Source organism: Kitasatospora sp. NPDC057542, from assembly GCF_042801945.1.
In the GTDB taxonomy this organism is placed as follows: domain Bacteria; phylum Actinomycetota; class Actinomycetes; order Streptomycetales; family Streptomycetaceae; genus Kitasatospora.
Genome location: NZ_JBHVFE010000208.1, coordinates 1 through 14768 on the forward strand (window position 1 = coordinate 1; position 14768 = coordinate 14768).

Consider the following 14768-nt stretch of genomic DNA (forward strand, 5'->3'; position numbering starts at 1 on the left):
CCCGAACGGGGTGGCCGGCCGTCGGGCGTTTCCCGGGGCCTCGCCGGGGGTTCCCGGGGCCGCGCCGACGCTGCTCCCCCGTGGTCGCCCGGGCCGGTGGGGCCCGCGGCGGGCTCGGTAGGATACCTACTGGACGCCATGCGTCCGCCGCCCCGTCCGCCCCCGTAGGATCGGCCGCTGCCGAGACCAGAACTTTCCAGGGAGGCTGCGATGGCCAGGCAGGCCCGCGCGCTGGCGACCCGACAGGCGGTACTCGTCGCGGCGGCCGAGGTGTTCGACGAGCGGGGCTACGCCGCCGCCACGATGTCCGAGATCCTGGACCGCGCCGGCGTCACCAAGGGCGCGCTGTACTTCCACTTCCGCTCCAAGGAGGAGCTGGCGCTCGCCGTCATCGAGGGGCAGGGCGCCTGGATCTCCGGCTGGACACCGGCTTCGGACAGCCCGGTGCAGAACCTGATCGACCTCGGGTACGCCTTCGCCCGCGCGCTCCGGACCGATCCGCTGGTGCGCGGCAGCATCCGGCTGACGATCGAGCACGGCAGCTTCACCCAGCCGCAGCTCGCGGCCTACCAGGGCTGGATGGACCTGGTCCGCGAGCTGCTGGAGCGGGCCCGGGAGGCCGGCGACCTCCACCCCGGGGTCGACGTGACGGCGGCCTCCGGGGTGATCACCGGGGCCGTCACCGGCATCCAGCTGAGCTCCCAGGTGCTGGCCGACCGGCAGGACCTGATCCAGCGGATGTCGGACCTCTGGACGCTGCTGCTGCCGGGCCTGGTCCAGCCGCACGCGCTCGCCCGGCTGAGCGTCGCCGAACGGGCCTGAGTCACGGCCGGGCCTGACGGTGGCCTCGGATCAGACCCGGTAGCCGGCCCGGCGCTCCTGCGCCACCAGGGCCGGCAGCGCGGCCGTCCAGAGCCTGCTCACGGCCTCCGGCCCGGGCCGGCCGGTCTCCTCGCCGGCGAGCAGCACCTGACCGGCCGCCACCGCGGTGAGCAGCTCGGCGGCGGCCCGCCGGTCCACCCCGGGGCACAGCTCGCCGGCCTCGGCGGCGCGGTCCAGCAGGCGGTGGACGACGGCGGTGAGGCTTCGCCATGCGGTGTCGGGGGCCACCGGAGCGGGCCGGCCGTCCGGCACCTCCGGGGCGCCGTCCCGGCGCGGGCCCTGGCGGCCGAGCCGGACGCCGGCTCGCACCACCACGTCCTCACGCAGCATCCGGGCCAGCTCGTGCGAGAAGTCGATCAGGCCCTGGAGCGCAGGGCCGTCGGCCCGCAGCGCGCGCAGCGCGGCCGAGCCGACCTCCCGCCCGGAGGCGCAGCGCACCCCGTCGGCGAGGGCCTGCTTGGACACGAAGTGGAAGTACAGGGCCCCCTTGCTCACCCCGGCCCGGCGGCTGATGTCGACCAGGCTGGCGGCCTCGAAGCCCACCTGCGCGAAGGTCTCCGCGGCGGCGAGCAGTACGGCCTGCCGGGTCCGCCCAGCCCGTTCCTGCTTGACCACTGGCCCCCTCCGGACTCGGCCGGGCGCGATCCCCGCCCCACCCGGCTGCTGTCGGCGCGCCCCCTGCGGGGCGGCTCTCGCATGCGGACGGCACCTTCCGAAACCGCATGGTTGGTATCTAATCTAGCGCCTGCTTCGCCCCCGCCGTCCAGCGGGGACGGCCCCCCGCCCATGGTCCGAAGCCTCCCGAACGGGCATTCCCCCAGCCCACGGGGCAGGTAGCTGCCCGGACCGGAGAGTGCGGCCCGGGCACCCCCAGTCGCCGAAGACAAACCGGGTGGTATGTATGTTTTGTTTGGACGGCCGTGGCGGCCGCTCCGACCGACACCCTGAAGCGGGGGCCAGTCATGCCATCGATCGTAGAGCCGGACCCGCACGGCCCGTACGCCCACCCCGGCCCGGGCGGCGGTGGCGGCTTCGACTTCCACGGCGGCCCCGCGAGCGGCTACGACCTCCATGGCGGCCCCGCGACCGGTTACGACTTCCACGACCGGACGGTCTCCCGGCACCTGGTGCACCGCGCCTCGGTGTCCGAGGTGTTCCTCACCGGCTGGCAGGCCACCGGCCCGTACGACTTCCTGCTCGGCGCCCAGTGGCCCCGGCTGCACGGCTTCTACCGGCTGCCCGGGGACCGCTACCACGACCCGGTGCTGCTCGCCGAAACGATCCGGCAGGCCGGGCTGCTGGTCGGCCACGCCGGGTTCGGCGTGCCTCGCGGACACCACTTCGTGATGGAGGACCTCTCCTACGCGCTCGACGAGCCCGGGCTGCCGGGTCTGGCCGTCACCACCGGCCCCGCCTCGCTGATGCTGGCCGTCGGCTGCGAGGACGTCCGGATCCGGCACGGCGAGCTGGTCTCGCTGCGGGTGAGCGTCGACGTCACCCGGGACGGCCTGCCGATCGGCCGCGGCACCGGCCAGCTGCGGGTGCTCTCCCCCGCCTCGTACGCCCGGCTGCGCGGCCCCGCGCGGCGCACCGTCCCACCACGGCCGCCGGCGCCCGCCGCACCCGAGCTGGTCGGCCGCGCGCAGCCCGCCGACGTGGTGCTCAGCCCGACCCTGGCACCGGACACCTGGCTGCTGCGCACCGACGCCACCCATCCGGTGCTGTTCGACCACGAGCTGGACCACGTGCCCGGGATGCTGGTGCTGGAGGCCGCCCGGCAGGCCGCCCAGCGGCTGCGCCACCCCGAGCCGGTGGTGCCGGTCGAGCTGGTGACCTCCTTCGACCACTACATCGAACTGGACCGGCCCTGCTTCGTCCGGGCGGTCCCCGAACCGGCCGCCGACCCCGCCGCGGCGGACGGACGGCTGCCGGTTCGGGTCCAGCTGGTCCAGGACGGCCGGACGGCGGCCGAGTGCCGGCTGCTCACCGCGCCGGTGGACGGGCCGGCCGAGGGCCCGGCGGTGCCGGTGCGGCGGGACGCCTACGACGGCCGCCCCGCCGCGCCGGGCCTCGGCGGCACCCGGCTGCCGCTGGCGAGCTGAGGCACGCCCGGACCCGTCAGGCGGCCACCAGGGCGGCCGGCCGGCCCGCGTGCATCACGCTGAGGTTGGTCGCCAGCCGGGCCGGGTCCTGGGCCAGCCAGAGCCGCAGCGCCGCGCCCAGGGCGGCGCTGGCCGACTCGACCCGGACGTCGGTGATCTGCGCGATCCGGGCCGCGCCGGGCACCAGCAGGTCGGCCAGCGGGGTCGGCAACCAGACCGTCAGGGCGCACGGCGCGGGCATCGCCAGCGCCTCCAGCAGCCGGTAGGCGTCCCCCGGCGCGCTGAGCGTGGGGATGATGTCCAGCAGCGCGTCGGACACCACCTCGGACACGTCGCTCCGGTGTCCCTGGGCGAGCCTGCGGAGCAGCATGCGCTCGGCGGCGGTGATTCGGACGGTCAGCATGACCTCGTCGCACTCCATTGCGCGATTTCCTCCTCAATTCCCTCTCGCACCGACCGGCGGCCGGCACGCACTACCCCTGTTGCACCTCGGCCCGGCTACCTGTGGGAGAGAGCCGGGCCGGTGGGTGACTGTGTGCCCCGGTCAGATCCCCGCGTAGGAGTGCTTTCCGGTGACGAAGATGTTCACGCCGTAGTAGTTGAAGAGCCAGCAGGCGAACGCCGCCAGCGCCAGGTAGGCGGCCTTGCGGCCCTTCCAGCCGGCCGTCGCACGGGCGTGCAGGTAGCAGGCGTAGGCGACCCAGGTGATGAACGACCAGGTCTCCTTCGGGTCCCACTCCCAGTACTTGCCCCAGGCCGCCTCGGCCCAGATCGCGCCCGCGATGATGGTGAAGGTCCAGAGCGGGAAGACCAGGGCGTTGACCCGGTAGGACAGCTTGTCGAAGGTCGACGCGGCGGGCAGGCGGTTGCAGACCGACACCCGGACGCGGGCCATCAGGATCCGGACCTGGGAGTACTTCTGGCCGTCGTGCGACCGCACCGCCCCGGGCCGCAGGAAGTCGTACTTACCGGCGTCGACCCGCTTGCGGTACGAGTCCTGGAACAGGTACAGCAGCGTGGCGATGAACGCCGCGTAGAACGCCCCGCCGCAGAAGATCGCGGTGGAGACGTGGATCGCCAGCCACGGCGAGTGCAGCGCCGGGACGAGCTGCTCGGAGTCGGTGTACAGCACCGTGGTGGCGATGCCCAGGGTCAGCAGCACCGCGAGGACGACCGGCAGGCCGAGCCAGCGGACCTTCTTCTTCGCGCCCAGCAGCACCAGGTACGCGCCCGTCATCGCGAAGGCGAAGGCGCAGGAGAACTCGTACATGTTGCCCCACGGCCAGCGGGAGACCGACAGGCCGCGGGCGACGATGCCGCCGCCGTGCAGCAGCAGCGCCAGCACGGTGAGCGAGACGGCGATCCGGCCGGCCAGGTCGGCCTTCTCGTTGGTGCCGGCCGCGCCCGGGCCGTCCTCCTCGTCCGCGCCGCGCCCGCTGGTGACCACCGTCGCGCCCTCGCCCGCGACCGCGGTGCGGGTGAGCGTCGTGGTGCCGCCGCCGGCCCCCGCCACGGTGACGGTGACCTTCTTGGCGGCCTTGGTGTCCGCGGCGGCGACGGTCTCGGCCAGGCTGACCGACTGCTCCGTCGAGCGGACGGCGACGGCGCCCCGGCTGCCGAAGGTCCACTCGATCATGTGGGCGAACATGGCGAGGGTGTAGACCACCATCGCCGAATAGATCAGTTTGTTGGAGAGGTCGGCCAGCTGGGGGTCGACCGCCGAGGCGAGTTGCACCGTCTACTCCTTGGAGTTCTGGTCGGCAGGGACTTCGGGGTCCGAGGACGTCTCCGGGGCTGTGGGGGCCCCGGCCTCCTCGGGTACGTCCGTTTCGGCGTTGTCGTCCTCGTCCTCCGACGCCGGGGCGTCGTCCTGGAGGTCGACCGCGAGTTCGGCGAGTTCCTCGGCGATCTTCGCCGACTCGCTGCGGGCCAGACCTGCCAGCTCCACCTGGGTGCCGCCGCCCGGCAGGGCGACCGCCCGCACCCAGATCCGGCGGCGCTGGATGAACAGCGAGCCGATCAGGCCGAGGATCGCCAGCACCCCGCCGGCCAGGGCGATCGAGTTGCCCGGGCGGTGCGAGACGTTGAAGCTGGCCCACTGCTTGTAGCCCTCGAAGGTCACCGAGCCGTAGCCGTCGGGCAGCTCCCAGGCCTGGCCGGGCTTGAGCCGGGCCTTGGCCGGCTGGCCGTCCTGGGTCAGCTGGGTGAGCTTGCGGGTGTTGAGCTGGTAGACGTTCTGCGGCAGGCCGGAGTCGGTGCCGAGGTCGCCCGCGAAGGCGTTCAGCACCAGCTCGGGGTCGGCGTCACCGGGGAACAGCGAGCGCGGGCCGGTGCCCTCGAAGCTCAGCGGCGCCGTCGGCAGGAAGAAGCCGGAGAAGCCCATCTGGGTCTTGTTGCCGTCGGGGCCCACGCCGTAGTCGGAGACCTTCACGACTCCGGTGGAGGTCAGGTTGCCGTCCTGCGGCAGGAACGGGACGGCGCCCCGGTAGACGACGTCGCCCTTGCCGTTCTTGACGGTGACGACCGGGGCGTAGCCGTGGCCGATCAGGTAGACCTTGCTGCCGCCGATCTCCAGCGGGTGGTTGACCTCGATCGTCGACTTCTTCAGCTTCGACTCGTCGCTGCCCTCGTAGTACTCGACGTTCGCGGTGAACTGCCGGGCGGCGCCGATCTGGTCGCCCTTGGTCTGGAACTTCGAGGTGAAGCTGTCCAGCTTCAGGTAGAAGGGGTCGAGGTCCTGGCTGCCGTAGAACCGGGTGCCGTTGAAGTCGTCGAGCTGGGTGATGGTGTTGGAGTAGCCCTCGCCCTGGACCATCAGCTTGCCGCCCGTGCCCGAGGCCAGGCTGGCCCAGGCGAAACCGCCGAGCAGCGCGAACAGCGACAGGTGGAACAGCAGGTTGCCGACCTCGCGCAGGTAGCCCTTCTCGGCCGCCACCGCGCCGCCGGACAGGTGGGCCCGGAAGCCGCGCTTGCGCAGCAGCCGGTGCGCGGCGGCGTTCACCTTGTCGGCGTCCGCCTCGGTGCGCCAGGCCGCGTGCACCGGCATCCGGGTCAGGTTGCGCGGCGCGGCCGGCGGCTGGGAGCGCAGCACGCCGACGAACTGCCAGGTGCGCGGGACGATGCAGCCGGCCAGTGAGACGAACAGCAGGATGTAGATCGCGGAGAACCAGACCGAGCTGTAGACGTCGAACAGCTGGAGCTTCTCGTAGATCGGCGCGACCGTGGAGTGCTGCGTCTTCCAGGCCTCGACCTTCAGCTGGCCCTGGCCGTTCTGGTACTGCGGGATCAGCGAGCCGGGGATGGCGGCCAGCGACAGCAGGAAGAGCAGGATCAGGGCGACCCGCATCGAGGTCAGCTGGCGCCACATCCAGCGCGCCCAGCCGAACGCCCCTATGCCGGTCGGGCCCTCGGACTCGACCGGCGCGGTGCTGAGCCGCTCGGCGGCGCTGTCGTCCGGCGCCGGGGGCTGCTCGGTCTCGGTCGTGGTGTTGCTCACGGTCAGATTCCGATCTGGAAGTCGGCGGTCCAGGACTGCAGCTGGCTCATCATCGAGTCCCAGATCCCGGTGACGAGCAGCAGACCGACCGCGACGAGCATGCCGCCGCCGATCCTCATGACGAGCGGGTAGTGCCGCTTGACCCAGCCGAAGGCGCCCAGCGCCCGACGGAAGGCCACCGCGGCCAGGATGAACGGTACGCCGAGGCCCAGGCAGTAGAAGGTGGTCAGCAGCGCGCCACGCTGGGCGTCGGCCTGGTTGAGGGCCAGGTTCTGCACGGCGGTCAGGGTCGGGCCCATGCACGGGGTCCAGCCGACGCCGAACACCACCCCGAGCATCGGGGCGCCCAGCAGGCCGACCGCCGGACGGCGGTGCGAGCGGACCTCGCGCATGCTCAGCCCGGGCACCAGGCCCATGAACGCCAGGCCCATCACCACGGTGAGCGAGCCCAGCACGATGCTGATGACCCGCTTGTAGTCCTGGAGCTCCTGGCCGAAGTAGCCGAACAGGGCGCCCGTGGAGACGAACACCGCGGTGAAGCCGAGGATGAACAGCACCACGCCGAGCAGCATCCGGCCGCGCCGCGAGCCGCGGGCGTCCGCGAGGTCGGCGGCGGAGAAGCCTGTCACGTACGACAGGTAGCCGGGGACCAGCGGCAGCACGCACGGCGAGAAGAACGACACCAGCCCCGCCACCAGCGCGACCGGGGCGGCGGCCAGCAGCGCGCCGCTCTGAACGGTCGAGGTGGCGTCGGCGAGCTGCTGCGGCAGACTCACTGCTTCTGCTCCGCGACCACCGGCTGGAGGATCGACTCCAGCGCGTCCTCGGTGGTGCCGCCGACGGCGCGGGCGGCCAGCTTGCCGTCCCGGTCGATGATCAGGGTGGTCGGGATGGACTGCGGGTTGAGGCTGCCCTTGGGGAACTTGAGCAGCTGGGTGCCGGCCGGGTCGAAGAGGCTCGGGTAGGTGACGCCCTGCTCCTGCTCGAAGCGGACGGCGTTCTGCTTCTCGGTGTCCCGGGTGTTGATGCCGAGGAACTGGACGCCCTGGTCCTTGTACTTCTCCGAGACGTCCTGGAGGCTCTTCGCCTCGGCCCGGCACGGGCCGCACCAGGAGCCCCAGACGTTCAGCACGACGACCTTGCCCCGGTAGTCGGAAAGCTTGGCCGGGGTGCCTTCCAGTGTCTCCCCCGAGATGTCCGGCGCGTCCCCGCGCTTGCCGGCCTCCGCCTTCGACAGGTTGGTGCCCTTGACCGTGACGAAGCCGACCTGGCCCTCGCCGCTACCCGACGAGCCCGCGGAGGAACAGCCGGTGAGGGCGAGCGCGGCAGCGGCGACGGTGGCGACGGCTGCTGCGGCGACACGGGGACGGGGGCGCGTCATGGCAGACATGTGAAAAGTTTCGCATGGAGTTCCGGGCAGGTTCGGGGGGGTCCTGCCTTGCGCGTCGCACCCGCTCTGACCTGCGACGACTTCGGGTCACCCAGCGTTTGCCAAGTGACCCGAAGTCATACTTACGTACCGCTTATGGGGGACTAGGCGCCGAAGCTCTTGCCCACCGGCTTGTCGCCCTTGCGCCCCTTGCCCACCAGATGCGCGGGCAGCAGGTCGCGGGCCGGCTCGCGGTAGCCGACCGAGACGATCTTGTCGCCCTCGAAGGTGAAGCTGGTCAGCGAGGCCAGCGAGCACTGCCGGTTGCGCGGGTCGTGCCAGAGCCGGCGGCGCTCGACGAAGGAGCGCAGGATCCAGATCGGCAGCTGGTGGCTGACGCAGACCGCCTCGTGCCCGCGCGCGGCGTCCCGGGCCGCACCGAGCGCACCCATCATCCGCACCACCTGGTCGAGGTACGGCTCGCCCCAGGAGGGCTTGAACGGGTTGGTGAGGTACTTCCAGTAGCCCGGGTTCCTCAGCGAACCGTCGCCGACCCCGAAGGTCTTGCCCTCGAAGATGTTCTCCGCCTCGATCAGCCGCTCGTCCACCGCGAGGTCGAGGCCGTGCGCCTCGGCGATCGGCGCGGCGGTCTCCTGGGCCCGCTCCAGCGGGGAGGCCACCACGTGGGTGACGTCCCGCTCGGCCAGGTCCTCGGCGACCCGGTCGGCCATCTTCCGGCCCAGCTCGGACAGGTGGTAGTCCGGCAGGCGCCCGTACAGGATGCCCTCCGGGTTGTGCACCTCGCCGTGCCGCATCACGTGGACGACGGTGATCTCTTTGGCGCTCACTTCTCGACTACTCCTGGAAATCGGGTTCGGGCCGTGGCGGGTCAGGCCGTGGCGGCGGCAGCGGCGCGCGCGGCGGCCGGCAGGGCGGCGGCGATCCGCTCGATCGCCCGCTCGTCGTGGGCCGCCGAGACGAACCAGGACTCGAAGGCGGACGGCGGCAGGTAGACGCCCTCGGCCAGCATCGCGTGGAAGAAGGCGGTGAAACGGTACGCCTCCTGGGTCCTGGCCTCGTCGTAGTCGGTGACCGGGGCCTCGGTGAAGAACACCGAGAACATGTTCCCGGCGGTCTGCAGCCGGTGCGCCACGCCCTCCTTGGCGAGCGCGTCGGAGACCAGGCCGGAGACCTCGGCGGCGACCTTGTCCACCGTCGAGTACACCTCGTCGGTGCAGCCGCGCAGCTGGGCCAGGCCGGCCGCGGTGGCGATCGGGTTCCCGGACAGGGTGCCCGCCTGGTAGACCGGGCCGGCCGGGGCCAGGTGCGCCATCACGTCGGCGCGGCCACCGAAGGCCGCGGCCGGGAAGCCGCCGCCCATGACCTTGCCGAAGGTCAGCAGGTCCGGCGCCCAGCCCTCGTTCGCGGCCTCCAGGCCGTACCAGCCGGCCCTGGAGACGCGGAAGCCGGTCATCACCTCGTCGGAGATGAACAGCGCGCCGTTCTCCCGGCAGAGCCGGGCCAGGCCGCCGTTGAAGCCCGGCAGCGGCGGGACGACGCCCATGTTGCCGGGCGAGGCCTCGGTGATCACACAGGCGATCTCGCCCGGGTGGGCGGCGAAGGCCTGCTCGACGGCGGCCAGGTCGTTGTACGGCAGCACGATGGTGTCGCCGGCCTGGGCGCCGGTGACGCCCGGGGTGTCCGGCAGGCCGAAGGTGGCCACGCCGGAACCGGCGGCGGCCAGCAGCGCGTCCACGTGACCGTGGTAGCAGCCGGCGAACTTGACCACCTTCGCCCGGCCGGTGAAGCCGCGGGCCAGCCGGATCGCCGACATGGTGGCCTCGGTACCGGAGGAGACCAGGCGGACCTGCTCGACCGGGGCGACCCGGGCGACGATCTCCTCGGCCAGCTCGACCTCGCCCTGGCCGGGGGTGCCGAAGGAGGTACCGCGGGAGACGGCCTGCTGGACGGCGTCGATCACCGCGGGGTGCGCGTGGCCGAGGATCATCGGGCCCCACGAGCACACCAGGTCGACGTACTCGCGGCCGTCGGCGTCGGTCAGGTAGGGGCCGGTGCCGGACACCATGAAGCGCGGCGTGCCGCCGACCGCGCGGAAGGCGCGCACCGGGGAGTTGACGCCGCCGGGCGTCACCACGGAGGCGCGGTCGAACAGCGACTGGGACTGGGGGGCTTCGTAGGGGTAGCTCACAAAAGACATGGTCTCAAATCGTGTCCTCGCACTCTGCATGTCCGACCCGATCATCTGGAACGATGATCCGGGCACCGTTGTCTGTACGGTTGTCCGTACAGCAGGGGCGCTGACTGCACCGGACCGGGGACCAGTCAGACTGTGTACACAGAGTGCGCAGGCGCTCCGGTCTGTGTGCAGGGGTGTGGAGAGGACTGCCGCGTACCGCGAGTGGGTACGGCGGCGCATGACGGGTAAGGAGCACGTCCGGTGGGCGCCGGGTGTGCGGGGGTCTGTCGATTCCGGCGAATTCCGGTGAGGATGGTCCGAGTGTCCGAGGCGCAGGACGGCTACGACGAGGCTACGGGGGGCTCCCGCCGGCCCGCCGAGGCCGCACGCGGGGGTACGGGAGCGGGGACGGGTCGTGGTCGTCGCGGCGGTGAGAGGCGGGGTGAGGGACGCGTGGGGGTGACGTACAAGTACTTCGGAGCCCCGGACCGCGCGACGGCCGCCAGAGTCCCCACCGCCCTCGGCCCGGGAGGGCTCGGCCTGGACGCCGGCGAGCTCGGCGCGCTGGGGCGGCTCGGCGACCTCATGGAGACCAGCGGCTCCCCCACCGGCCACCTCTCCACCAAGATCAAACCGGAGACGATGAGCGCCATGGTGCTCACCGGCATCCAGGGCGTCCCGCTGCACCAGGTGCCGCCGCTGGAGCTGGTCGTGCTGCACCCCGACTACGCCGTCGTCCAGCTCCCCCACAACGTCGTCGAGCCGCTGCGCAAGGCCGACGAGACCGAGCTCGGCGCCGCCGCCTTCATCTGGTCCACCGTGCCGGACCGGCGCGGGCCGCGGGACGCGTTCGTGATCTACAGCATGCTGCACGAGTGGCAGGACTTCGCCAACCGGCTGCACGAGGCCGGGCACCAGCTGTACTGCCTGGTCTGGCCGTAACACCGGCGGCCCGAACGCCTCCGCCCCGAGCGCGGCGCAACGCCGGCCGGGGCGAGGCGTGTTGACGATCCGTCAGTCTTGATGCCCGGTCGGCCGCAGGACGGTGGCGGCGAGCAGCAGAGCCACCGTCAGCAGGCCCGCGGCCACAGCGAAGGCGAGCCGGAAGCCGGCCGTGAGGGCCTCGACGGCAGGCTGCCCGGCGGCCGCGAGGGCTCCGGCGCGACCGTCGGCGAGGGTGGTGAGGACGGCGACCCCGAGCGCGCCGCCGACCTGCTGCGTGGTGTTGAAGAGCCCGGAGGCGGTGCCCGCGTCCGCCGGCCCGGCACCCGACATGCCGAGCACGGTGAGCGCCGAGATCGCCAGGCCGAAGCCGGCCGCGAGCAGCATGGTGGGCAGCAGGTCGAGGGCGTAGTGCGAGTCCGCGGGCAGCCGGGTCAGCAGCGCCAGGGCGGCGACCAACAGGAGCAGCCCGACCAGCAGCACCGGGCGTTCGCCGAAGCGGGCGTTCAGCCGGGCGGAGAGCGTGAGCGAGACGGTGCCGATGGCGAGCGCGGCCGGGAGCATCGCGAGGCCGGTGGCGGCGGCGCCGTAACCACGGACGTTCTGCAGGTAGAGCGCGACCAGGATCTGGAAGGCGAACAGCGCGGAGACCATCAGCACCTGCACGGCGTTGGCGCCGGAGACGTTGCGCGAGCGGAACATCCGCAGCGGGAGCAGGGGTTGGGCAGCCCTGGCCTGGCGGAGCAGGAAGCCGGCCAGCAGGACGAGCGAGAGCGCTCCGAGGCCGAGGGTGCGGGCCGAGGCCCAGCCGTGCTCACCGGTGCCGACGATCGTGTAGATGCCGAGCATCAGGGCCGCGGTGATCAGCACGGCGCCGAGGACGTCGGCGCCGGCGCGCAGGCCGGGGCCGCGGTCGGACTCCAGCAGCCGCAGGGACAGCAGGACGGCGGCCAGGCCCAGCGGCAGGTTGATCAGGAAGATCCAGTGCCAGCCGAGCGCCTCGGTGAGCACCCCGCCGAGGACCTGGCCGATCGAGGCGCCGGCCGCGCCGACGAAGCTGAACGCACCGATCGCCCGGCCGCGCCCGGCCGGCTCGGGGAAGAGCGTGACGATCATGCCGAGGCTGACCGCGGAGGCCATCGCGCCGCCGACGCCCTGGAGGAAACGGGCGGCGATCAGCATCTCCTGCCCGGTGGCGAGGGAGCAGAGCAGCGAGGCGGCGGTGAAGAGGGTGAGCCCGGCGACGAACACCCGCTTGCGGCCGATCAGGTCGCCGAGCCGGCCGGCCAGCAGGAGCAGGCCGCCGAAGGCGATCAGGTAGGCGTTGACCGTCCAGGTGAGGTCGGCGGGCGAGAAGTGCAGGTCGTCCTGGATCGCGGGCAGCGCCACGGTGACGATCGAGCCGTCCAGGATGATCATCAGCATTCCCGCACAGAGCACCGCGAGGGCGAGGGCGCGGGAGCGGGCGGGTGCTGCGGAAGCCGGCCCGGGCGCGGCCGGGGCGTGCGTGGTCATGGCGATTCTCCCGGTTCGTCGAGTACCGGGTAGGACGCTATCAGATCGTTTTGTTAGGGACTATCTATCTCAGGACTACACCTGGTGGGCACATCCGCGCTTCGAGGCCGACGCGGCAGGCCGGCGCAGGGCCTTCGAGTAGCAGCCGGGGAGGGTCAGCCCCGGGAGCGGCGGGCGCGGCGAACGGTGCGCTCGACCTCGACCGGCTCCGCGAGATGGCCCTCCACCAGGTGCGTCAGGGCCGAGACGAACACCTCGCGCTCGGCCCGGGGCAGCGACTCCAGCAGCTCGCGGTGCACCCGGTCGGCGATCGCGGTGCCCTGCACCACGGCCTGCTCGCCCGCCTCGGTGACCGAGACGATCCGGGCCCGCCGGTCGGTCGCGGACGGGCGGCGCTCGGCCAGGCCCGCCTTCTCCAGCTCGTCGACGGTGACCACCATGGTCGTCTTGTCCAGGTCCGCCAGCTCGGCCAGCTGGATCTGGGTGCGCTCGGCCTCCTGCGCGTGGAACAGCACGCAGTAGGCGCGCGGGGTGATCCCGAGCTCGGTGAAGGCGGCCGCCATCCGGGTGGCCAGCACGTGGCTCGCGTGGTCCATCAGCCCGGAGATGTCGCGGATCTGGCGCACGGGCGGCGGGGTCGTCGTCATGCGTCCGAGGTTAGCAACGGCCCGTCTGCTGCCGGATGATCCCGTTGCCAACCAACGCCGGGTCTACGGGATGCCCAACTCGAACAGCGCATACCCCGCGTACCAGCCCGCCGCGAGGACCGGCATCGCCAGCAGCCCGGCCAGCGAGGAGGTCCGCAGCCGGCGCAGCGCCACCGCCAGGCCGATGCAGAGCGGGAAGGCGGGCAGCAGGTAGCGCGAGATGTTGCCGAAGATCTGGTTGCTGCTCAGCGCCGTGAGGATGGTGAGCGCGGTGTAGACCCACAGCACCAGCGGCGGCCGGGTGCGCCAGAGCAGCACCAGCAGCCCGGGCAGGGCCATCAGGAGGGCGATCGCGATCAGGTCCGGGACGGGGTTGGACTGCCAGAAGTCCCAGTGGCCGGTGATCACGTCCATGATCGTGCGCAGGGTGGAGGCGCCGCCGTCGAAGTAGCGGTTCCAGGCGCCCTGCTGGAGCTTGAAGTAGCCGCCCCAGTCGCCCATCTTCCAGCCGACCCAGGCGATGTAGCCGATCAGACCCCAGGGGGTGATCAGCATCGCGGTCAGCGGGCGGGCCACCCCGTCGGTGCGGCGGACCAGCGCGACCAGCGCGGCTATCGAGACGGCGGCGATCAGCGCGGCGGCGGTCGGCCGGTTGAGCCCCGCGACCAGCGCCAGCAGGCCGGCCGCGAGCCAGCGGCGGGTCATCACGCAGTAGCACGCCCAGGCGGACAGCGCGACGAACAGCGAGTCCGAGTAGACCGCCCACTCCACGCCGGAGCCCGGGAACAGCCCCCAGAGCACCGCCGCGATCACACCCGCCCGGAAGCCGCCGAGCCGCTCGGCGACCGCGAAGATCCCGGCCGCGGCGGCCAGCGAGGCGAGCACCGAGACGACGATCCCGGAGCCGTACGGGCCGAGCCCGGTGACCGCGCCGACCAGCCGCATCAGCCAGGGGTAGAGCGGGAAGAAGGCGGCCGAGTTCTCGTAGTAGGTGGCCAGCGGGAAGCCGTGCAGCGGGATCAGCTGCGGGTTGTACCCGTTCTCGGCGATCCGCTGGTACCAGACGCCGTCCCAGGTGCCCAGCACGTCCCAGGCGTTGGCACCGCCGCCGCGGCCCGGCTGCTTCTTCAGGTAGTCGCCGGTGTGCGAGAGCAGCAGCATGAAGACGGTCAGGCCGATGGCCTTGACCACCGCGTACGCGCCCAGCGCGGGCGCGAAGCGGTCCACCAGCGCCCCGAACCGTCCGGGCCGCCGGCCCGTCCGTTCCTCGGAGGCCTCCGCCGGTGCCGCGCCGGGCGCTTCGGACTGGGTGCTGGACGACTCGGTGCTCGATGCCGTGCTCATCTGCTCTGGGTACTCCCCGCCCCGCTCGTGGTCCGCGCGGCTCCGGCGCAACGATTTTCCCGTGAGCCTACGGCACGCCCCCGAACCGAGAACCCCTGGCGCCCCCGGACCGGCGCCCGGCACCGTGCCGCCCGTGCCGAACACCACGCCGCCACGCCGCGTCCGAGCCGCGCGCAGCGACCGGTCGCGAAGCCCGGGGCGGGAGCCCGGTGCTGCTGCCGGTCGAGACGCCGTACCCGGTGAACGCGGCCGTCGCCGCCCGGTCGGGGGCCTG

Annotated in this window: 14 protein-coding genes; 3 read left to right on the forward strand and 11 right to left on the reverse strand. The window is 72.6% G+C overall.

Going from position 1 to position 14768, the window contains the following annotated elements; all coding sequences use genetic code 11:
• Positions 1–210: 210 nt before the first annotated feature.
• Positions 211–822 (forward strand): ScbR family autoregulator-binding transcription factor, encoded by a 612-nt coding sequence (locus ACFU7Y_RS24440; protein ID WP_380769649.1) that lies wholly within the window; start codon positions 211–213, stop codon positions 820–822.
• Positions 823–852: 30 nt separating this feature from the next.
• Here ACFU7Y_RS24440 and ACFU7Y_RS24445 read toward each other — a convergent pair whose 3' ends face one another.
• Positions 853–1497: a ScbR family autoregulator-binding transcription factor gene (locus ACFU7Y_RS24445; RefSeq protein WP_380769650.1), complete on the reverse strand. Its 645-nt coding sequence runs from the start codon at positions 1495–1497 to the stop codon at positions 853–855.
• Positions 1498–1844: 347 nt separating this feature from the next.
• On the opposite strand from ACFU7Y_RS24445, the gene ACFU7Y_RS24450 reads away from it, so the two are divergent.
• Positions 1845–2984 carry a ScbA/BarX family gamma-butyrolactone biosynthesis protein gene (locus ACFU7Y_RS24450; protein ID WP_380769651.1) on the forward strand — a complete coding sequence of 380 codons (1140 nt, stop codon included), beginning with the start codon at positions 1845–1847 and terminating at the stop codon, positions 2982–2984.
• A 16-nt stretch (positions 2985–3000) separates the two neighbouring features.
• Here ACFU7Y_RS24450 and ACFU7Y_RS24455 read toward each other — a convergent pair whose 3' ends face one another.
• The 7 genes from ACFU7Y_RS24455 to hemL all read right to left on the reverse strand — a co-directional run bounded on the left by ACFU7Y_RS24455 (position 3001) and on the right by hemL (position 10067).
• Positions 3001–3387, reverse strand: coding sequence for a hypothetical protein (locus tag ACFU7Y_RS24455; RefSeq protein ID WP_224280840.1), 387 nt, complete (start codon positions 3385–3387; stop codon positions 3001–3003).
• A gap of 141 nt (positions 3388–3528) precedes the next feature.
• On the reverse strand, positions 3529–4719 hold the full coding sequence (gene ccsB, locus ACFU7Y_RS24460; RefSeq protein WP_224280841.1) for a c-type cytochrome biogenesis protein CcsB: 1191 nt from the start codon (positions 4717–4719) through the stop codon (positions 3529–3531).
• 3 nt (positions 4720–4722) lie between these two features.
• Positions 4723–6480, reverse strand: coding sequence for a cytochrome c biogenesis protein ResB (locus ACFU7Y_RS24465; protein ID WP_380769652.1), 1758 nt, complete (start codon positions 6478–6480; stop codon positions 4723–4725).
• A gap of 2 nt (positions 6481–6482) precedes the next feature.
• Complete coding sequence (locus ACFU7Y_RS24470; RefSeq protein WP_224280843.1) at positions 6483–7256, reverse strand: cytochrome c biogenesis CcdA family protein; 774 nt, start codon at positions 7254–7256, stop codon at positions 6483–6485.
• A complete protein-coding gene (locus tag ACFU7Y_RS24475; RefSeq protein ID WP_380769653.1) occupies positions 7253–7870 on the reverse strand; it encodes a TlpA family protein disulfide reductase in 618 nt (205 codons plus the stop codon). Before ACFU7Y_RS24475 ends, ACFU7Y_RS24470 begins: the two co-directional genes overlap by 4 nt.
• A 143-nt stretch (positions 7871–8013) precedes the next feature.
• Positions 8014–8664, reverse strand: a complete 651-nt coding sequence (locus ACFU7Y_RS24480) for a histidine phosphatase family protein (RefSeq protein WP_224280854.1) — start codon at positions 8662–8664, stop codon at positions 8014–8016.
• Between the two features lie 74 nt (positions 8665–8738).
• Complete coding sequence (hemL, locus tag ACFU7Y_RS24485; protein WP_224280845.1) at positions 8739–10067, reverse strand: glutamate-1-semialdehyde 2,1-aminomutase; 1329 nt, start codon at positions 10065–10067, stop codon at positions 8739–8741.
• 438 nt (positions 10068–10505) lie between these two features.
• Here hemL and ACFU7Y_RS24490 point away from each other — a divergent pair, with 438 nt between their 5' ends.
• The gene (locus ACFU7Y_RS24490) at positions 10506–10988 is read left to right on the forward strand and encodes a hypothetical protein (RefSeq protein ID WP_374119985.1); all 483 of its coding nucleotides are present in this window, start codon (positions 10506–10508) and stop codon (positions 10986–10988) included.
• A 72-nt stretch (positions 10989–11060) separates the two neighbouring features.
• On the opposite strand, the gene ACFU7Y_RS24495 is transcribed toward ACFU7Y_RS24490, so the two are convergent.
• The 3 genes from ACFU7Y_RS24495 to ACFU7Y_RS24505 form a co-directional block, all read right to left on the reverse strand.
• Positions 11061–12503 (reverse strand): DHA2 family efflux MFS transporter permease subunit, encoded by a 1443-nt coding sequence (locus ACFU7Y_RS24495; RefSeq protein WP_224280847.1) that lies wholly within the window; start codon positions 12501–12503, stop codon positions 11061–11063.
• Between the two features lie 155 nt (positions 12504–12658).
• Positions 12659–13150: a MarR family winged helix-turn-helix transcriptional regulator gene (locus ACFU7Y_RS24500; RefSeq protein ID WP_224280848.1), complete on the reverse strand. Its 492-nt coding sequence runs from the start codon at positions 13148–13150 to the stop codon at positions 12659–12661.
• Positions 13151–13213: 63 nt separating this feature from the next.
• Positions 13214–14494: a glycosyltransferase family 39 protein gene (locus ACFU7Y_RS24505; protein ID WP_224280849.1), complete on the reverse strand. Its 1281-nt coding sequence runs from the start codon at positions 14492–14494 to the stop codon at positions 13214–13216.
• Positions 14495–14768 lie beyond the last annotated feature (274 nt).